This window comes from Pseudoalteromonas sp. GB43 (assembly GCF_054923805.1).
Genome location: NZ_JBPCHJ010000001.1, coordinates 1,841,125 through 1,855,361, shown reverse-complemented (window position 1 = coordinate 1,855,361; position 14,237 = coordinate 1,841,125). Strand labels below are relative to the sequence as shown.

Here is a 14,237-nt window from a genome sequence, read left to right as displayed (position 1 = left end):
CTCCCTCAGTTGGGGGATAGTGCTGGCTATGATAGACTTCTAACAAGTTAAATTTACTAAAGATGGGTTTACTATGGATAAATTAGCGGTGCTATACGCCGAACATATTGCAACCTTGCAACAACGCACTCGTACAATTACAGAGCGTGAAGGTTTAGAAGGGTTAGTAATTCACTCAGGTCAGGCTAAACGTCAGTTTTTAGATGACATGTATTATCCGTTTAAGGTGAATCCGCAATTTAAAGCTTGGTTACCAGTGATCGACAATCCACATTGCTGGATTGTGGTTGATGGTGCATCTAAGCCGAAACTGATTTTTTATCGTCCTGTCGACTTTTGGCATAAAGTGCCTGACGAACCACGTGATTTTTGGGCTGAGTATTTTGATATTGAATTATTAGTACAGCCAGATCAGGTAGAAAAACTGCTTCCTTATGATAAAGCTAAATATGCTTATATCGGTGAATATTTAGAAGTAGCGCAAGCACTGGGCTTTAGCATTATGAATCCAGAGCCAGTGATGAACTACTTGCATTTTCATCGTGCTTATAAAACACAATACGAGCTTGAGTGTTTACGACAAGCTAACCGTATCGCGGTAGATGGCCATAAAGCAGCACGTGATACGTTTTTTGCTGGTGGTTCAGAGTTTGATATTCAGCAAGCTTACCTTATGGCTACCCGCCAGAGTGAAAACGAAATGCCTTACGGTAATATCGTTGCACTAAATGAGAACTGTGCAATTTTACATTACACGCATTTTGAACCTAAAGCGCCGCAAACGCATCATTCTTTCCTTATTGACGCTGGTGCAAACTTTAATGGTTATGCTGCTGATATCACACGTACTTATGACTTTAAAAAGTCAGGTGAATTTAGCGACTTAATTAAAGTAATGACTGAGCATCAAATCGCTTTAGGTAAAGCATTAAAGCCAGGTCTGTTATACGGTGAATTGCATTTAGATTGTCACCAGCGTGTAGCGCAAGTACTAAGCGACTTTAATATTGTGAAATTACCAGCCGCTGAAATTGTGGAACGTGGTATTACGTCGACGTTCTTCCCGCATGGTCTTGGTCACCACCTTGGTTTACAAGTTCACGATATGGGTGGCTTTATGGCTGATGATACAGGTGCGCACCAAGCACCACCAGAAGGTCATCCTTTCCTACGTTGCACTCGCTTAATCGAAAAGAACCAAGTATTTACTATTGAACCTGGTTTATACTTTATCGACTCGTTATTAGGTGACCTTGCGCAAACTGACAACAAACAGTTTATTAACTGGGAAAAAGTTGAAGCGCTTAAGCCATTTGGCGGTATCCGTATTGAAGATAATATTATCGTTCATGAAGATAGCCTAGAAAACATGACGCGTGATCTACACTTAGATTAACGATAAAGGTTCGTGAATATCGGGGCCAATAGGCCCCATTTTTTTAGATAAGCAATTATGTCTGAATACCAATATCCGGCTGAGCCGGTTTTTTACCAAGAAGAAATCAAAAAAAGCACCTTTATTGTGCATATTGCCCACACTCCTGATCTTGCGGCAGCAAAAGCCTTTATTAAAGAAATTCAAGATAAATACAGCGATGCTCGTCATAATTGCTGGGCACATGTTGCGGGTAACCCTGGTGGCAGTCATGTGTATGGTTTTTCTGATGATGGCGAGCCTAATGGCACGGCTGGTAAGCCAATGCTTAATGTATTAACAGGTTCTGGTATTGGTGAAATTACAGCGGTGGTAACCCGTTATTTCGGGGGCATCAAGCTTGGTACAGGTGGGCTAGTTCGCGCTTACGGCGGTAGTTTAAATAATGCCATGCGCGAGCTTAAAACCATTACCAAGGTACCGAGTGTTGAGCTGGTTATTAAAGTGATTACAGCGTACAAGGTGCAATCGAGCAGTTATTAAAAAATCAGTATCAGGTGCTTAATATCGAAAAACAATTTGCAGAGAACATCACTTGGCAAATTGAAATCGATAGCCGTCAGGCAGAGCAAGCGATTGCTGATATCCATGAATTGACTCATGGCGGAGTGAGCCTAAAAGTCAGAAAAGTTTGAAATGTAAAAATAATACATTCCGTTTACTTACAATTAAGGCTGTAAGACAATAAACTGTATTAGCTAAACATTTAATAAGAAAGCGATACGCCTAGATGCAATTTCGTACCATAATAAAAATTCTCGGCCAGCTGGTGGCGTTATTTAGTATCACTATGGTGCCACCGGCACTGGTGTCTTTGATCTACAAAGACGGTGGTGGTGTGCCATTCGTTCTCGCTTTTATCTTTAGTGTTGTAATTGGTTTAGCGGCTTATTATCCAAACCGTCATGAACATGGTGATCTTAAAGCCCGTGAAGGCTTCTTGATAGTGGTCTTGTTCTGGTTAGTACTAGGTACCTTCGCAGCGGTGCCTTTAGTGTTCTTACAAGAACCTAACCTCTCCCTAGCTGACTCCGTATTTGAGGCCTTTTCTGGGCTGACAACGACAGGGGCTACCGTACTTACGGGCATAGAATACCTACCTAAATCAGTGCTCTTTTATCGCCAGCAACTGCAATGGCTAGGTGGCATGGGGATTATCGTACTCGCGGTCGCGGTACTGCCTATGCTAGGGGTCGGTGGCATGCAGCTATACCGTGCAGAAACACCTGGTCCGGTTAAAGACTCAAAAATGACACCGCGTATTGCCGATACTGCAAAGCACCTTTGGTATATCTATGTATCGCTGACGATTGCCTGTACGCTTGCATACTGGGCTGCAGGGATGGATTGGTTTGATGCAATATGTCATGCATTCTCTACGATTGCGATTGGTGGCTTCTCTACCTACGACGCATCAATGGGGCAGTTTGATAGCCCATTAATTAACTTTATCTGTGTCGTGTTTTTACTGATTGCAGCCATTAACTTTTCGCTGCACTATGCAGCTGTATCGTCACGCAATATTCGTGTTTATTTACGCGACCCTGAATTCAAAGTGTTTTTATTGATTCAATTAGCCTTAGTTATTGTCTGCTTTACTGTGCTGTCATCAAATAATATTTATGCCGATGGTGATGAGACTCTCGACCAAGCCATGTTCCAAGCGGTTTCAATGAGTACAACCGCGGGATTTGCGACTGATAACTTCTCAGCATGGCCGCTGTTCCTACCTATTTTACTTATCTTTTCAAGTTTTATTGGCGGCTGTGCCGGATCTACCGGTGGTGGTATGAAGGTCGTGCGGGTGTTCTTACTTTACCTACAAGGTATTCGTGAACTTAATCGTCTAGTGCATCCGAGGGCTATTTATTCAATTAAATTAGGCCGAAAAGCACTCCCAGATAAAGTTGTAGAAGCCGTTTGGGGCTTTTTCTCAGCCTATGCGTTAGTGTTCGTCATTATTATGTTGGCGCTGATGGGCACCGGTATGGATAACATCAGTGCATTCTCAGCAACCGCTGCTTGCTTAAATAACTTAGATCCTGGTTTAGGTGAAGTCGCCGCTCATTACGGCGCGATTTCTGATACGGCAAAATGGCTACTTACTATTGCGATGGTATTTGGTCGTTTAGAAATATTTACTTTATTAGTGTTATTTACCCCAACGTTTTGGCGAGGGTAAACGGCGGATAACTCTCTAGGAATGGAGATCAAAAAGTGCCAAAAACCCAAAAACAATTAAATTTAGAAAAGTTAACCTGTATTCCTGCTGGTAGCTTAGTTGATGTGGAAATTATCACACCAACAAATAGTAAGCGTGTGAAAACAGAGTTTATTGGCTTGATGAATGAGCAATACATCATCTTAAATTACCCTTCCTCAAAGCGATTGGCGAACGGCAGTGATTTCATCAAAGACGGTGTGATGGTGATTATACGGGCTGTGCTCGAAGCGGGTGGTGGGCAAGTGATTGCTTTTCGTCAGCAAATAAACGCCTTATCATCGCACCCTTATCGCTTAATTTTTCTCGACTTTCCTCAGCAAGTGCAGCTTTATAGCTTGCGTAGTGAAGCGCGTATTCCTACTTTATTCCCTGCAAACTTAGTGATTTCGGAGCAAAAATTGGCAGGGCTTATTAAAGATATTTCTGTGACAGGTGTGCAGTTTGATATTAATAGCAAGGAGGACTTAAGCGCTTTTAAAGGACAAAGCTGCCAAATCACCCTAAGTAAACGTGAGTTTAGTGGCAAGGTATGCAGCGTACGCAAGCGAGCGGGTGGCTTTATGTTTGGTGTGCAACTTGATACCAGTGAAGATGAAATGAAAAAATTCATGGAAGAGCACTTAATTGACCTTTCAGTGTTGGATAGTTAATGCCAATTCGCCATTTTGCAACAAAATGGCTATTTTCCTCAATTTAACCCTACAAATATTAAAATTATTTTATAAATAAATTTAAATAACCAATTAAATCAATGTATTACTAATTAAATTAATTTCGATTTTTTTCTTTAAGTTTTGTTGTTCAGATAGAGTTTATTTTCCAATCCCTAACTTTTCTGTTTTCTAATCCGAATTAATCGCTATTGTCTCCATTTTAATCTTTGTAACTTATTGATTTTAAAGGTGACAAAAAACCAACCACCGAGCTTGTTGCAAAACAGCAACAAATAAATCGCGTTATTTCCCCCTAATTCTCGGTATTTTAATTTAATACACTGATTTTATTGTTCTTTTTAACTTTGGCATCGAAGTTGAAATAGTCTTAGCGAACACAGAGAAAAACTGATTCAGGAACATATCCTTTATCACAGTTGAGACAACATTGAAGGAATAGTGATTATGAAAACGTTACACAAAACTTTAGCACTTGTAGCTCTTGCAACTTCATCTGCAGCATTTGCCGCTGACTTTGACACATTAGATGTTAATGGTGATGGCGCAATCAGCAAAAGCGAAGCATCTGTAAGCGAAGCATTAATGAGCCAATTTAAAGAGCTTGATACAGACGGCAACGGTGAGCTGTCAAAACAAGAGTACTCAAAAGCTTAATTTCATTGTAAGGACGCACTGAAAAGGATTTCTAACTCAAGACAACACATTTTGAAGGAATGACATTATGAACACAGTAAATAAAACACTAGCACTTATGGCACTTGTATCTTCATCTGCAGCATTTGCGATGAGTGACTTCGATACCTTAGATGTTGATGGCAATGGTGTTATCAGCCAAAGCGAAGCATCGGTAGATGCAGAGCTTATGAGCAAATTCAGTAAACTAGACACTGACGGTAACGGTGAGTTATCGAAACAAGAATTTTCAAAAGCTTAATGTGATTAAGCAAAACCAGTTTATTTAGCTGATTAGTTCTGAGCTGCCAAAGACAGCCTAAATGGATAAGGGAATCCATGACAAAGGACAACACTGGAAGTGTGATCAGCTAACACTCTTAATATTGAAGGAATATGATTATGAAAACAGTAAACAAAACATTAGCTTTAATCGCACTTGCATCATCATCAGCAGCTTTTGCAGCATCTGACTTTGACACTCTAGACGTTGACGGTAATGGCGTGGTTAGCAAAAGTGAAGCAGCCGTTGACGCAAAAATTATGTCGCAGTTTAAAACACTAGATGTGAATGGCGACGGCGTTCTTACTGAAGCTGAGTTCTCTGAAGCCGAATAACTGAATTAGTACGTAGTTATACCAGTTTCCACTAAGCAAGGATCTCAGAAACGGATTTCACTCTTTTAAAATTTAAGGTAGTTATTATGAAACAGTTAAGCACAACAATCGCAATTTTAGCACTAGCAACATCATCAGCAGCCTTTGCACAAGGCGTAAGCTTTGCAACGTTCGATACCGACGGTGATGGTGTGATCAGCAAAGAAGAAGCGTCTGCAAATATGCAGCTTGAAAAGTTATTTCCAGAGTTAGATAGCGATGGTAATGGCGAACTTTCAAAAGAAGAGTTTGCTCAAATTCAGTAGAATCTTTTAGAAAAGTTAGGTACTTTCACTTCAAGAGTCGTAAAGCAGCTGTCATGGCTGCTTTTTTCGTTTATAAGCGTTCGTTTACAAGAAGATAGCACTTACTTGGAATAGCTTTTCAACAACTGTAATGTGCTTTTTATCAATCAAGAACATGATAACGTGGTCGCCAGACTGAATAACGGTATCGTCATGGGCAATCAGCACATCATCGTTACGTACAATTGCACCAATGGTAGTTCCAGCTGGTAGCTTAATATCAGCAATTGCTCGGCCAACAACTTTAGATGTATGCTCATCACCATGAGCGACAGCTTCAATAGCTTCTGCTGCGCCTTTACGTAACGAATAAACATTAACAATGTCACCACGGCGAACGTGTGTTAGTAGTGCTGAAATAGTGGCTTGCTGAGGCGAAATAGCAATATCAATCTCACCACCTTGTACTAAGTCTACATAAGCGCCACGCTGAATAAGCACCATGGTTTTTTGTGCGCCCATACGCTTTGCCAGCATCGCAGACATAATGTTTGCTTCATCATCATTGGTAACAGCAATGAAAACATCTACTTGTTCAATATGTTCTTCAGATAACAGTTCTTGATCAGAGGCATCGCCACAAAATACGACGGTGTTATCAAGCATTTCAGAAAGCTGTGCTGCACGCTCTTTATTGCGCTCAAGCAGCTTAACGCTGTGGTTTTTCTCAAGTGAACGCGCAATGTCCGCACCGATATTACCACCACCGGCGATCATGATCTTTTTGTATGAACGTTCGAGCTTTTGAAGTTCATTCATGACTGCGCGAATATGCTTTGTTGCAGCGATAAAGAACACTTCATCGTCCGCTTCGATAACGGTTGTGCCAAGTGGTTTAATCGCTTTACCTTGACGATAAATAGCCGCTACCCGGGTTTCGACATTCGGGATGTGCTCTTTCAAGGCTGAAAGTGCATAACCCACCAGCAAACCACCGTAATAGGCTTTCACCGCAACCAGCGATAACATGCCATCGGCAAATTGTAATACCTGTAAAGCACCCGGATAGTCGATTAAGCGACGAATATACTTAGTTACCAGCGCTTCAGGAGCAATGTAGTGATCAACAGGTAAGTCGTCATTATGAAATAGCTTTTCACGGTACTTTAAGTATTGCTCTGAGCGAATACGGGCAATTTTGGTTGGTGTGTTAAAAATACTATAAGCAACTTGGCAAGCAACCATGTTCACTTCATCTGAACTGGTTACGGCAATAATCATATCGGCGTCTTCTGCGCCTGCGCGACGCAATACATCGGGATGCGCACTGTGACCGGTAACACCTTGTAAGTCGTACTTATCTTGTAGCTCTCGCAAACGGTTACCGTCGATATCGACAACGGTGATCTCATTTTGCTCACCTACGAGGTTTTCTGCCAATGTGCCACCAACTTGTCCGGCACCGAGTATGATTATTTTCATAGCTTGTTCTTATTAGTGTTTTTTAACTAGCTTTGCGTAATAGAAACCGTCACTTTCACCAGGCAGTAATTGCAGACCAGGTAAAGTAGGGGTGTCGTTTTCATGCAAAGGTATGTGTTCAGCACTTTGATTATTGGCAAGGAACTTCGCAACTTGTTGTTGGTTCTCTTGCGGTAATACAGAGCAGGTCGCATAAACTAACGTACCACCAGGCTTAAGTAGAGGCCAAATGCTATTTAGGATATCGCCTTGTAAGTTAGCTAGATCTTCAATATCAGATGCACGACGTAACCACTTAATATCAGGGTGACGACGGATCACGCCAGTTGCTGAACAAGGCACATCAAGCAAAATACGGTCGAATTGCTGTTCATCCCACCAGATATGGGGTTGTGAAGCATCGGCACATTGTAGATCGGCAGCCAAGCCAATACGCACTAAGTTTTGTTTAACACGTTCTAGACGCTCGCTGTCGCTATCTAGTGCTAATACGTCAGCGTCGGCCAGTTCTAGGATATGGCACGTTTTACCACCTGGCGCTGCACACGCATCTAAAATGACATCATCATTTTGTGGATCTAAAAAGCGTGCTGCTAATTGTGCCGCTGCATCTTGAACTGAGCAGGCACCGGTATCAAACTCTGGTAATGCGTATACATCACACGGTTTAGCTAGTTTAATACCATCAGGAAAATCAGCATTAAGGGTATGCTCAATATCATTTGCTTTAAGCATCTCGCTGTATTCTTGGGTGCTGTACTGCGCTTGGTTTACACGTAACCACATAGGTGCTTGCAACTGATTCGCTTCAAGAATTTCTTGCCAGTTATCAGGATAAGCTGCAGTAACTTGTTTGATAAACCAACCTGGGTGGTTAAATTTGCAAACAGGAATTTGCTTTGCTTTTTCTTCAAGCTCAGCTTGCTCACGTTGGAAACTGCGTAAAATCGCGTTAATCAGACCTTTTAAACCCAGTGCGCGCATTTGCTGAAGCGCATTAACCGTTTCGCTGATTGCTGCATGAGGTGGTACACGCATATGTTGAAGTTGGTAAATACCCACATACAACAAGAACTGGAAAATACGGCGCTTACCTTTTAGTGGTTGATCTAAAAGTTGCTGGCAATAATTTTCTAGGCTAGGTAAATAGCGCAGCACACCGTAGCAAATTTGTTGTAGTAAAGCTTTATCTTTCGGCGATAAACCCTGGCTTGCAAAAGGTAGCTCTTGATTAAGCGACGCGCCTTTATCGACTACGTTGTAAAGGGTTTCAGCAGCAAGTGCTCTTACATTACTCATTGCTTTGACCTAATACTGAGCCAGGCTCGACCCAATCACTGCGACCATTTAAAAAGTCAGTAACAGCCATTGGTTTTTTACCTTGCGGTTGAAGAAGGGTGATTTTAAGTGCATCTTGCCCACAGCCAACAGTAATACCTTGCTTATCAGCAGCAATGATTTTACCGGCTTGTGCAGTTTGCGATACAACTTCGGCTTGCCAAATTTTTACTGTTTGTCCTGCCATTTCGGTAAAACAAACAGGCCATGGATTAAAAGCGCGGATATTACGCTCAATTTGCGCAGCATCCATTGACCAATCAATATTGGCTTCGTCTTTTGATAACTTTTTAGCGTAATTAGCTTGTGCGTCATCTTGCTTTTCTGGAGTGATTTCACATGCAGCAAGACGGTTGATTGTACTGATCAGTGCATCAGGACCCAATGCAGCTAATTTATCGTATAAAGAGCTACTGGTTTCTGTGCTATCAATTGGGCAACGGCTGATATGCAGCATGTCGCCTGTATCTAAGCCTTCATCCATTTGCATTATTGTTACACCGGTTTCGTTGTCACCAGCCCAAATAGCACGTTGGATCGGTGCAGCACCACGCCAGCGCGGTAAAATAGAGCCATGCACGTTTAAGCAGCCTAAGCGCGGTGCATCTAAAATCGCTTTTGGTAACAGTAAGCCGTACGCCACTACAATCATAATATCGGCGTTCAGGCTGGTAAGCTCTGCAAGCGCTTCATCTGATTTGAGTGATTGCGGTTGAAATACAGGTAAATCATGAGCAAGTGCCAGCTCTTTAACTTCACTGGCTTTTAGCTTTTTACCTCGGCCCGCTGGGCGATCTGGTTGGCTATATACACCAACAATGTCGTGCTCTGAGTCAATCAGTGCTTGTAAATGGCGCGCAGCGAAATCCGGCGTACCAGCAAAAATAATGCGTAATGGTTGTGTCACAGATATTCCTATTGATTAACTTATGATTTAGCAGCCAGCTTAGCTTCTTTCTCAAGCTTTTTACGGATACGTTGGCGCTTTAAAGGCGATAGATAATCAATAAATAGGGTGCCTTTAAGGTGATCAAGCTCATGCTGAATACAAATCGCTAATAGCTCGTCAGCGTCTAGGCTGAATTCTTCACCGTTTTCATTTAGCGCTTTAACAGTGACTGTTTCTGCGCGGTCAACTTTTGCATATGAATAAGGAACTGATAAACAGCCTTCTTCACTCACCGTTGAACCATCTTTTTTGGTGATTTCTGGGTTGATTAACACTAACGGTTGGTCGCGCTCTTCAGATACATCAATCACCACAATGCGCTGGTGGATATCTACTTGCGTTGCTGCTAAGCCGATACCGTTTTCGTCATACATAGTTTCAAGCATGTCTTTGACGATTTGACGAACTTCATCGTTTACTTCTGGCACTTCTTTCGCGATTGTACGTAAACGCTCATCCGGAAATCTTAAAACTTCTAACCTAGCCATAGTTACCTTTTACACTTGTGATTCATTTAGGGTATTGTATGCTCTTATTTTAGCCATTCGTGTTCACCTTTAACAGGTTTTGGTTGATAATAATCGAAAAACAACACAAGGAAGCCAAATGAGATACCCACTAGTTGCGGCTTTGCTAGCCTTTAGCAGTGCTTTTCCTGCAATTGCTGATGTGTTAACAATAAAAAAAGATGCGCCAAAACAATACGTTGTAAAAAAGGGCGACACACTTTGGGATATTTCTGGTGTGTATTTAGATGAGCCTTGGCAATGGCCTGACTTATGGCAAATGAATCCACAAATTGCGAATCCACATTTAATATACCCGGGTGATGCGCTCACTTTAATTTACGATAAAGACGGAAATCCTCGTTTAGTTAAAAATGCGCGTTATAAAAAACTCTCTCCAGAAGGGCGAATCACTCCAAAAGGCAAAAATGCAGTGCCTACCTTACCATTGGAATTATTACGCCCATATTTAAGCTATGAGCAAGCGATTAGTGCCGAAATTATTGCTGATAAACCCTATATTTTAGGCGCTAGTGTTAATACTAAAATGAACACCTTGGGGCATACACTCTATGTTAAAGGTGACCTGCATTTAAATGAAGCGTATGGGGTTTATCGAAAAGGAAATGACCTTGTTGATCCAAAGACCAATGAAGTATTGGCGAATAAAGCTGAGCTTGTGGCGATTGTTCGCTCATTTAGAAGCGGTGATGTAGCAAATGGCGTTCCTGCCTCAGTTAAGGTTGAGCTAGTAAAACAAGAAATTAAGCCGCATGACTTTTTAATGCCAGCAATGGAAGGGCAGATGTTGCCTGCCTATTTCACAATGAAACGTCCAGACACGGCTTTAGATGGCACGATAATCGCGTCAGCTAATGAAATGCGTGAATTTAGTACCATGGATATTGTTGTACTAAACTTAGGCTCGGACCAAGTGAAACCGGGTTTCGTCCTCGATATTCAACGTCAATCACCAGAAGTGTATGACGACCGCAATGGTCCTCGCTACCGCGAAGACTCTAACAGCCTTGAGAAATTCATGACTGACGCAAATGAGCTGTTCGGTATCGAAAGTGACGAAGACAGTAGTGTATGGCATATGCCAAAGGAAAAAGTCGGTGAACTAATGGTGTTTAAGGTATATGACAACGTTAGCTACGCATTGATTGTGAAAAATCAGCACCCGATCCGAGTTGGAGATTATGCAGTTATAAACTAACTCACAATTTGGGCGCTCTAAGGAGGGAGCATGGCACAGGTTTCAGGCAAGCTATCCCATTGGCTTGCCTTTTATTTATGTAAAGGGCTTGGGATAAAAAGCCTTATTGCATTAAGTCAAAAGCAGCCACTGGATGAGCTATTTAAGTTATCTAGTTTAGAGCTTCAGCAGCTGGGCTTATCACAAAGCCAAGCCGATAACTTAGTTAATACCGATTGGCAATTAGTCGCCCACTATCAAGAGCAGATATCAACGCTTAAAATCAAAGTGATCAGTTATTTTGATAGCAACTATCCGCCCTTACTCAAACAAATAGCCAGTGCACCTATCTTATTATTTTGTTTAGGTAACACTGAGCTATTACGGTCACCACAAATAGCAATTGTCGGTAGCCGTAATGCCACACCAACAGGGCTTGAAATAGCCGCTGAATTTGCTCATCAATTATCTTCTGTTGGCATGACGGTGACATCTGGTATGGCTTTGGGCATTGATGGCGCAGCCCATAAAGGTGCATTAGCAGGAACAGGAAACACCATTGCTGTACTTGGTACGGGTATCGATATTGCCTATCCCAAACGCCATAGTTTGCTCATTAAACAAGTTGCAGAGCGGGGCTTATTGGTTTCTGAGTTCTTACCAGGCACTGCTGCTAATGCCGCTAATTTTCCGCGCCGAAACCGTATTATCTCTGGATTATCATTAGGTGTGTTGATTGTAGAAGCGCAGATTAAAAGTGGCTCTTTGGTTACCGTACGCTATGCACTTGAGCAGAATAAAGAAGTGTTTGCAGTGCCGGGTTCTATAAAAAGCCCACTTTCAGAGGCGAGTCATTTTTTAATTAAGCAAGGCGCTAAATTGACAGAAAATATTAGTGATATTCTTGATGAAGTGAGCTTTTTCTGTGAAAACAGTCTATATAGTATAGAACAGCCCATAGCAGATGAACCCGACTGCCCAGTGTTCAAAAGTATAGGGTATGAGGTAACAAGTGTTGATCAAATAACACAGCGCAGCCAATTACCTGTAGACGAAGTACAAGCTCGGTTACTCGACCTAGAGCTCGCAGATAAAATCGAACGAGTACTAGATGGTTATATAAGACTGGGAGGACATAAACATGTTTGACATCCTCATGTATCTTTTTGAAAACTATATCCATAGTGAAGCTGAAATCTTTACTGAAGAGAACGAACTTACCGATGAGTTAGTTCGTGCTGGCTTCAACAAACCTGAAATCTACAAAGCCCTTGATTGGCTAGAGCAACTTGCAGACTTACAACAAAGCGATATCTACCCGTACCTTAATGCCCAACCACAACATGCTATGCGTATTTACACAGATAGTGAATGCCAAATGTTAAGTGTTGAGTGTCGCGGCTTTTTAATGTTTATTGAGCAAATTGGTGTGATTAACACCGTAACCCGCGAAATGGTGATAGATAGGCTTTGCGCTTTAGATAAACCATTTATTTCTTTGGAAGATTTAAAGTGGGTAGTGCTGATGGTGTTATTTAATGTACCTGGATCAGAGCAAGCTTACGCACAAATGGAAGACTTAATATTTGACGAACCAACCGATGTATTACATTAATTCGACTTTGCTTGTATCTTTGTTGAGTTTGGGTATATTAGGCGAAAATTAGCCAACCCCACAGGAATCTTATGAGTAAAATCGACCATTCTCTTTTTTCTGCAGATAAACATGCACTCGAAAAAGAGTATGAGGTTTGCCCTAAATGCGGTTCTGAATTGGTTATGCGCAACTCAAAGTCAGGGCCATTTTTAGGCTGTGCCAGTTACCCTAAATGTGACTACATCCGCCCATTAGCTCATCACGATAGCCAACAAATAAAAGTACTCGAAGACAGTGCCTGCCCAGAATGTGGCAAGCCATTGGTAATTAAAAATGGCCGCTACGGCATGTTTATTGGGTGTACGGGCTATCCCGAGTGCCACTATATTGCACATGATGAAGAGCCTGACGGTGCCCCTCAATTACCTGCTTGCCCAAAATGCAAAAAAGGCCAGCTGGTTGCGCGTAGTAATAAGTTTGGCAAAACCTTTTATTCTTGTGATGGCTATCCGCGCTGTAAATATACGCTTAATCATAAACCTGTGGCGACCGAGTGTCCTGCCTGTCAGTGGCCAATTATGACCGAAAAGAAAACTGCTTCAGGTGTTGTGTTACAATGCCCGCAGAAGTCGTGTATGCATAAGTTAGTCGAATCTTAATGCACTTGTAATTTGTTTATTTAGGAGAGTTTCTTTGTCTGATCCTGTTGCACAACCAGCCAATGCAATTGACGCTTTGCAGCAAGGCGGTGTGATTGTTTACCCAACCGAAGCTGTTTTTGGTCTTGGTTGCGATCCTGATAACCAAGCTGCGGTTGAAAAGCTTTTAGCCATCAAACAACGCCCTGTAGAAAAAGGCTTAATTTTAATTGCTGACAATTATGGCCAGTTATTAAAGTATGTAGATGATGCCAAAATCCCCATGGATAAACGTGCTGATATCTTTTCACAATGACCAGGTGCTATCACTTGGGTGATGCCGGCAGCAAAAGAAACGCCAAAGTGGTTAACGGGTCAATTTGATACTATTGCTGTGCGTGTAACTGATCACCCAACAGTAAAAGCCCTGTGTCAGCAATTTGGTAAGCCGTTAGTTTCAACAAGTGCAAACTTAACCGGTCAAGAAACGGTAATGACTATCGCACAAGCGAAAAGCGAATTTGCTGACACGGTAGATTTTTATGTTGATGAGCCGTTAGGTGGCAACAGCCAACCAAGTGTGATCAAAGACGCTGCGACCGGCAAAGTATTTAGAGGATAA

15 protein-coding genes and 2 pseudogenes are annotated in these 14,237 nt (G+C 41.9%); 13 read left to right on the top strand and 4 right to left on the bottom strand.

Features of this window, described 5'->3' with window-relative positions; translation table 11 throughout:
* Positions 1–73 precede the first annotated feature (73 nt).
* The 8 genes and pseudogenes from pepQ to ACRWSG_RS08950 all read left to right on the top strand — a co-directional run bounded on the left by pepQ (position 74) and on the right by ACRWSG_RS08950 (position 5,928).
* A complete protein-coding gene (gene pepQ / locus ACRWSG_RS08985; protein WP_054554781.1) occupies positions 74–1,396 on the top strand; it encodes a Xaa-Pro dipeptidase in 1,323 nt (440 codons plus the stop codon).
* 57 nt (positions 1,397–1,453) lie between these two features.
* A pseudogene (locus ACRWSG_RS08980) lies at positions 1,454–2,070 on the top strand (YigZ family protein).
* Positions 2,071–2,165: 95 nt separating this feature from the next.
* Positions 2,166–3,617 (top strand): TrkH family potassium uptake protein, encoded by a 1,452-nt coding sequence (locus ACRWSG_RS08975; RefSeq protein WP_462166096.1) that lies wholly within the window; start codon positions 2,166–2,168, stop codon positions 3,615–3,617.
* A gap of 35 nt (positions 3,618–3,652) precedes the next feature.
* Positions 3,653–4,309: a flagellar brake domain-containing protein gene (locus tag ACRWSG_RS08970; RefSeq protein ID WP_187490738.1), complete on the top strand. Its 657-nt coding sequence runs from the start codon at positions 3,653–3,655 to the stop codon at positions 4,307–4,309.
* Between the two features lie 468 nt (positions 4,310–4,777).
* Positions 4,778–4,987 carry an EF-hand domain-containing protein gene (locus ACRWSG_RS08965; RefSeq protein WP_054554777.1) on the top strand — a complete coding sequence of 70 codons (210 nt, stop codon included), beginning with the start codon at positions 4,778–4,780 and terminating at the stop codon, positions 4,985–4,987.
* Positions 4,988–5,054: 67 nt separating this feature from the next.
* The gene (locus tag ACRWSG_RS08960; RefSeq protein WP_194442923.1) at positions 5,055–5,267 is read left to right on the top strand and encodes an EF-hand domain-containing protein; all 213 of its coding nucleotides are present in this window, start codon (positions 5,055–5,057) and stop codon (positions 5,265–5,267) included.
* Between the two features lie 140 nt (positions 5,268–5,407).
* Positions 5,408–5,623, top strand: coding sequence for an EF-hand domain-containing protein (locus ACRWSG_RS08955; RefSeq protein ID WP_054554775.1), 216 nt, complete (start codon positions 5,408–5,410; stop codon positions 5,621–5,623).
* A gap of 86 nt (positions 5,624–5,709) precedes the next feature.
* Positions 5,710–5,928 carry an EF-hand domain-containing protein gene (locus ACRWSG_RS08950; protein ID WP_054554774.1) on the top strand — a complete coding sequence of 73 codons (219 nt, stop codon included), beginning with the start codon at positions 5,710–5,712 and terminating at the stop codon, positions 5,926–5,928.
* Positions 5,929–6,012: 84 nt separating this feature from the next.
* Here the strand turns inward: ACRWSG_RS08950 and trkA are convergent, their stop codons facing one another.
* From trkA to def, 4 genes are read right to left on the bottom strand one after another with little or no spacing between them, the layout of a single operon-like run.
* A complete protein-coding gene (trkA, locus tag ACRWSG_RS08945; RefSeq protein WP_462166094.1) occupies positions 6,013–7,389 on the bottom strand; it encodes a Trk system potassium transporter TrkA in 1,377 nt (458 codons plus the stop codon).
* A 12-nt stretch (positions 7,390–7,401) separates the two neighbouring features.
* Positions 7,402–8,688 carry a 16S rRNA (cytosine(967)-C(5))-methyltransferase RsmB gene (rsmB, locus tag ACRWSG_RS08940; RefSeq protein WP_054554772.1) on the bottom strand — a complete coding sequence of 429 codons (1,287 nt, stop codon included), beginning with the start codon at positions 8,686–8,688 and terminating at the stop codon, positions 7,402–7,404.
* A complete protein-coding gene (gene fmt / locus ACRWSG_RS08935; protein ID WP_194442924.1) occupies positions 8,681–9,634 on the bottom strand; it encodes a methionyl-tRNA formyltransferase in 954 nt (317 codons plus the stop codon). Before fmt ends, rsmB begins: the two co-directional genes overlap by 8 nt.
* A 20-nt stretch (positions 9,635–9,654) precedes the next feature.
* Positions 9,655–10,164 (bottom strand): peptide deformylase, encoded by a 510-nt coding sequence (gene def, locus ACRWSG_RS08930; protein ID WP_054554770.1) that lies wholly within the window; start codon positions 10,162–10,164, stop codon positions 9,655–9,657.
* A 118-nt stretch (positions 10,165–10,282) separates the two neighbouring features.
* On the opposite strand from def, the gene ACRWSG_RS08925 reads away from it, so the two are divergent.
* The 5 genes and pseudogenes from ACRWSG_RS08925 to tsaC all read left to right on the top strand — a co-directional run bounded on the left by ACRWSG_RS08925 (position 10,283) and on the right by tsaC (position 14,237).
* Positions 10,283–11,401 (top strand): LysM peptidoglycan-binding domain-containing protein, encoded by a 1,119-nt coding sequence (locus tag ACRWSG_RS08925; RefSeq protein WP_462166093.1) that lies wholly within the window; start codon positions 10,283–10,285, stop codon positions 11,399–11,401.
* 30 nt (positions 11,402–11,431) lie between these two features.
* Positions 11,432–12,529, top strand: a complete 1,098-nt coding sequence (gene dprA, locus ACRWSG_RS08920; protein WP_054554768.1) for a DNA-processing protein DprA — start codon at positions 11,432–11,434, stop codon at positions 12,527–12,529.
* On the top strand, positions 12,522–12,995 hold the full coding sequence (locus tag ACRWSG_RS08915) for a DUF494 family protein (RefSeq protein WP_054554767.1): 474 nt from the start codon (positions 12,522–12,524) through the stop codon (positions 12,993–12,995). Before dprA ends, ACRWSG_RS08915 begins: the two co-directional genes overlap by 8 nt.
* A 71-nt stretch (positions 12,996–13,066) precedes the next feature.
* Positions 13,067–13,636, top strand: a complete 570-nt coding sequence (locus tag ACRWSG_RS08910; RefSeq protein WP_138617973.1) for a DNA topoisomerase family protein — start codon at positions 13,067–13,069, stop codon at positions 13,634–13,636.
* 34 nt (positions 13,637–13,670) lie between these two features.
* Positions 13,671–14,237, top strand: a pseudogene (gene tsaC / locus ACRWSG_RS08905) (L-threonylcarbamoyladenylate synthase type 1 TsaC).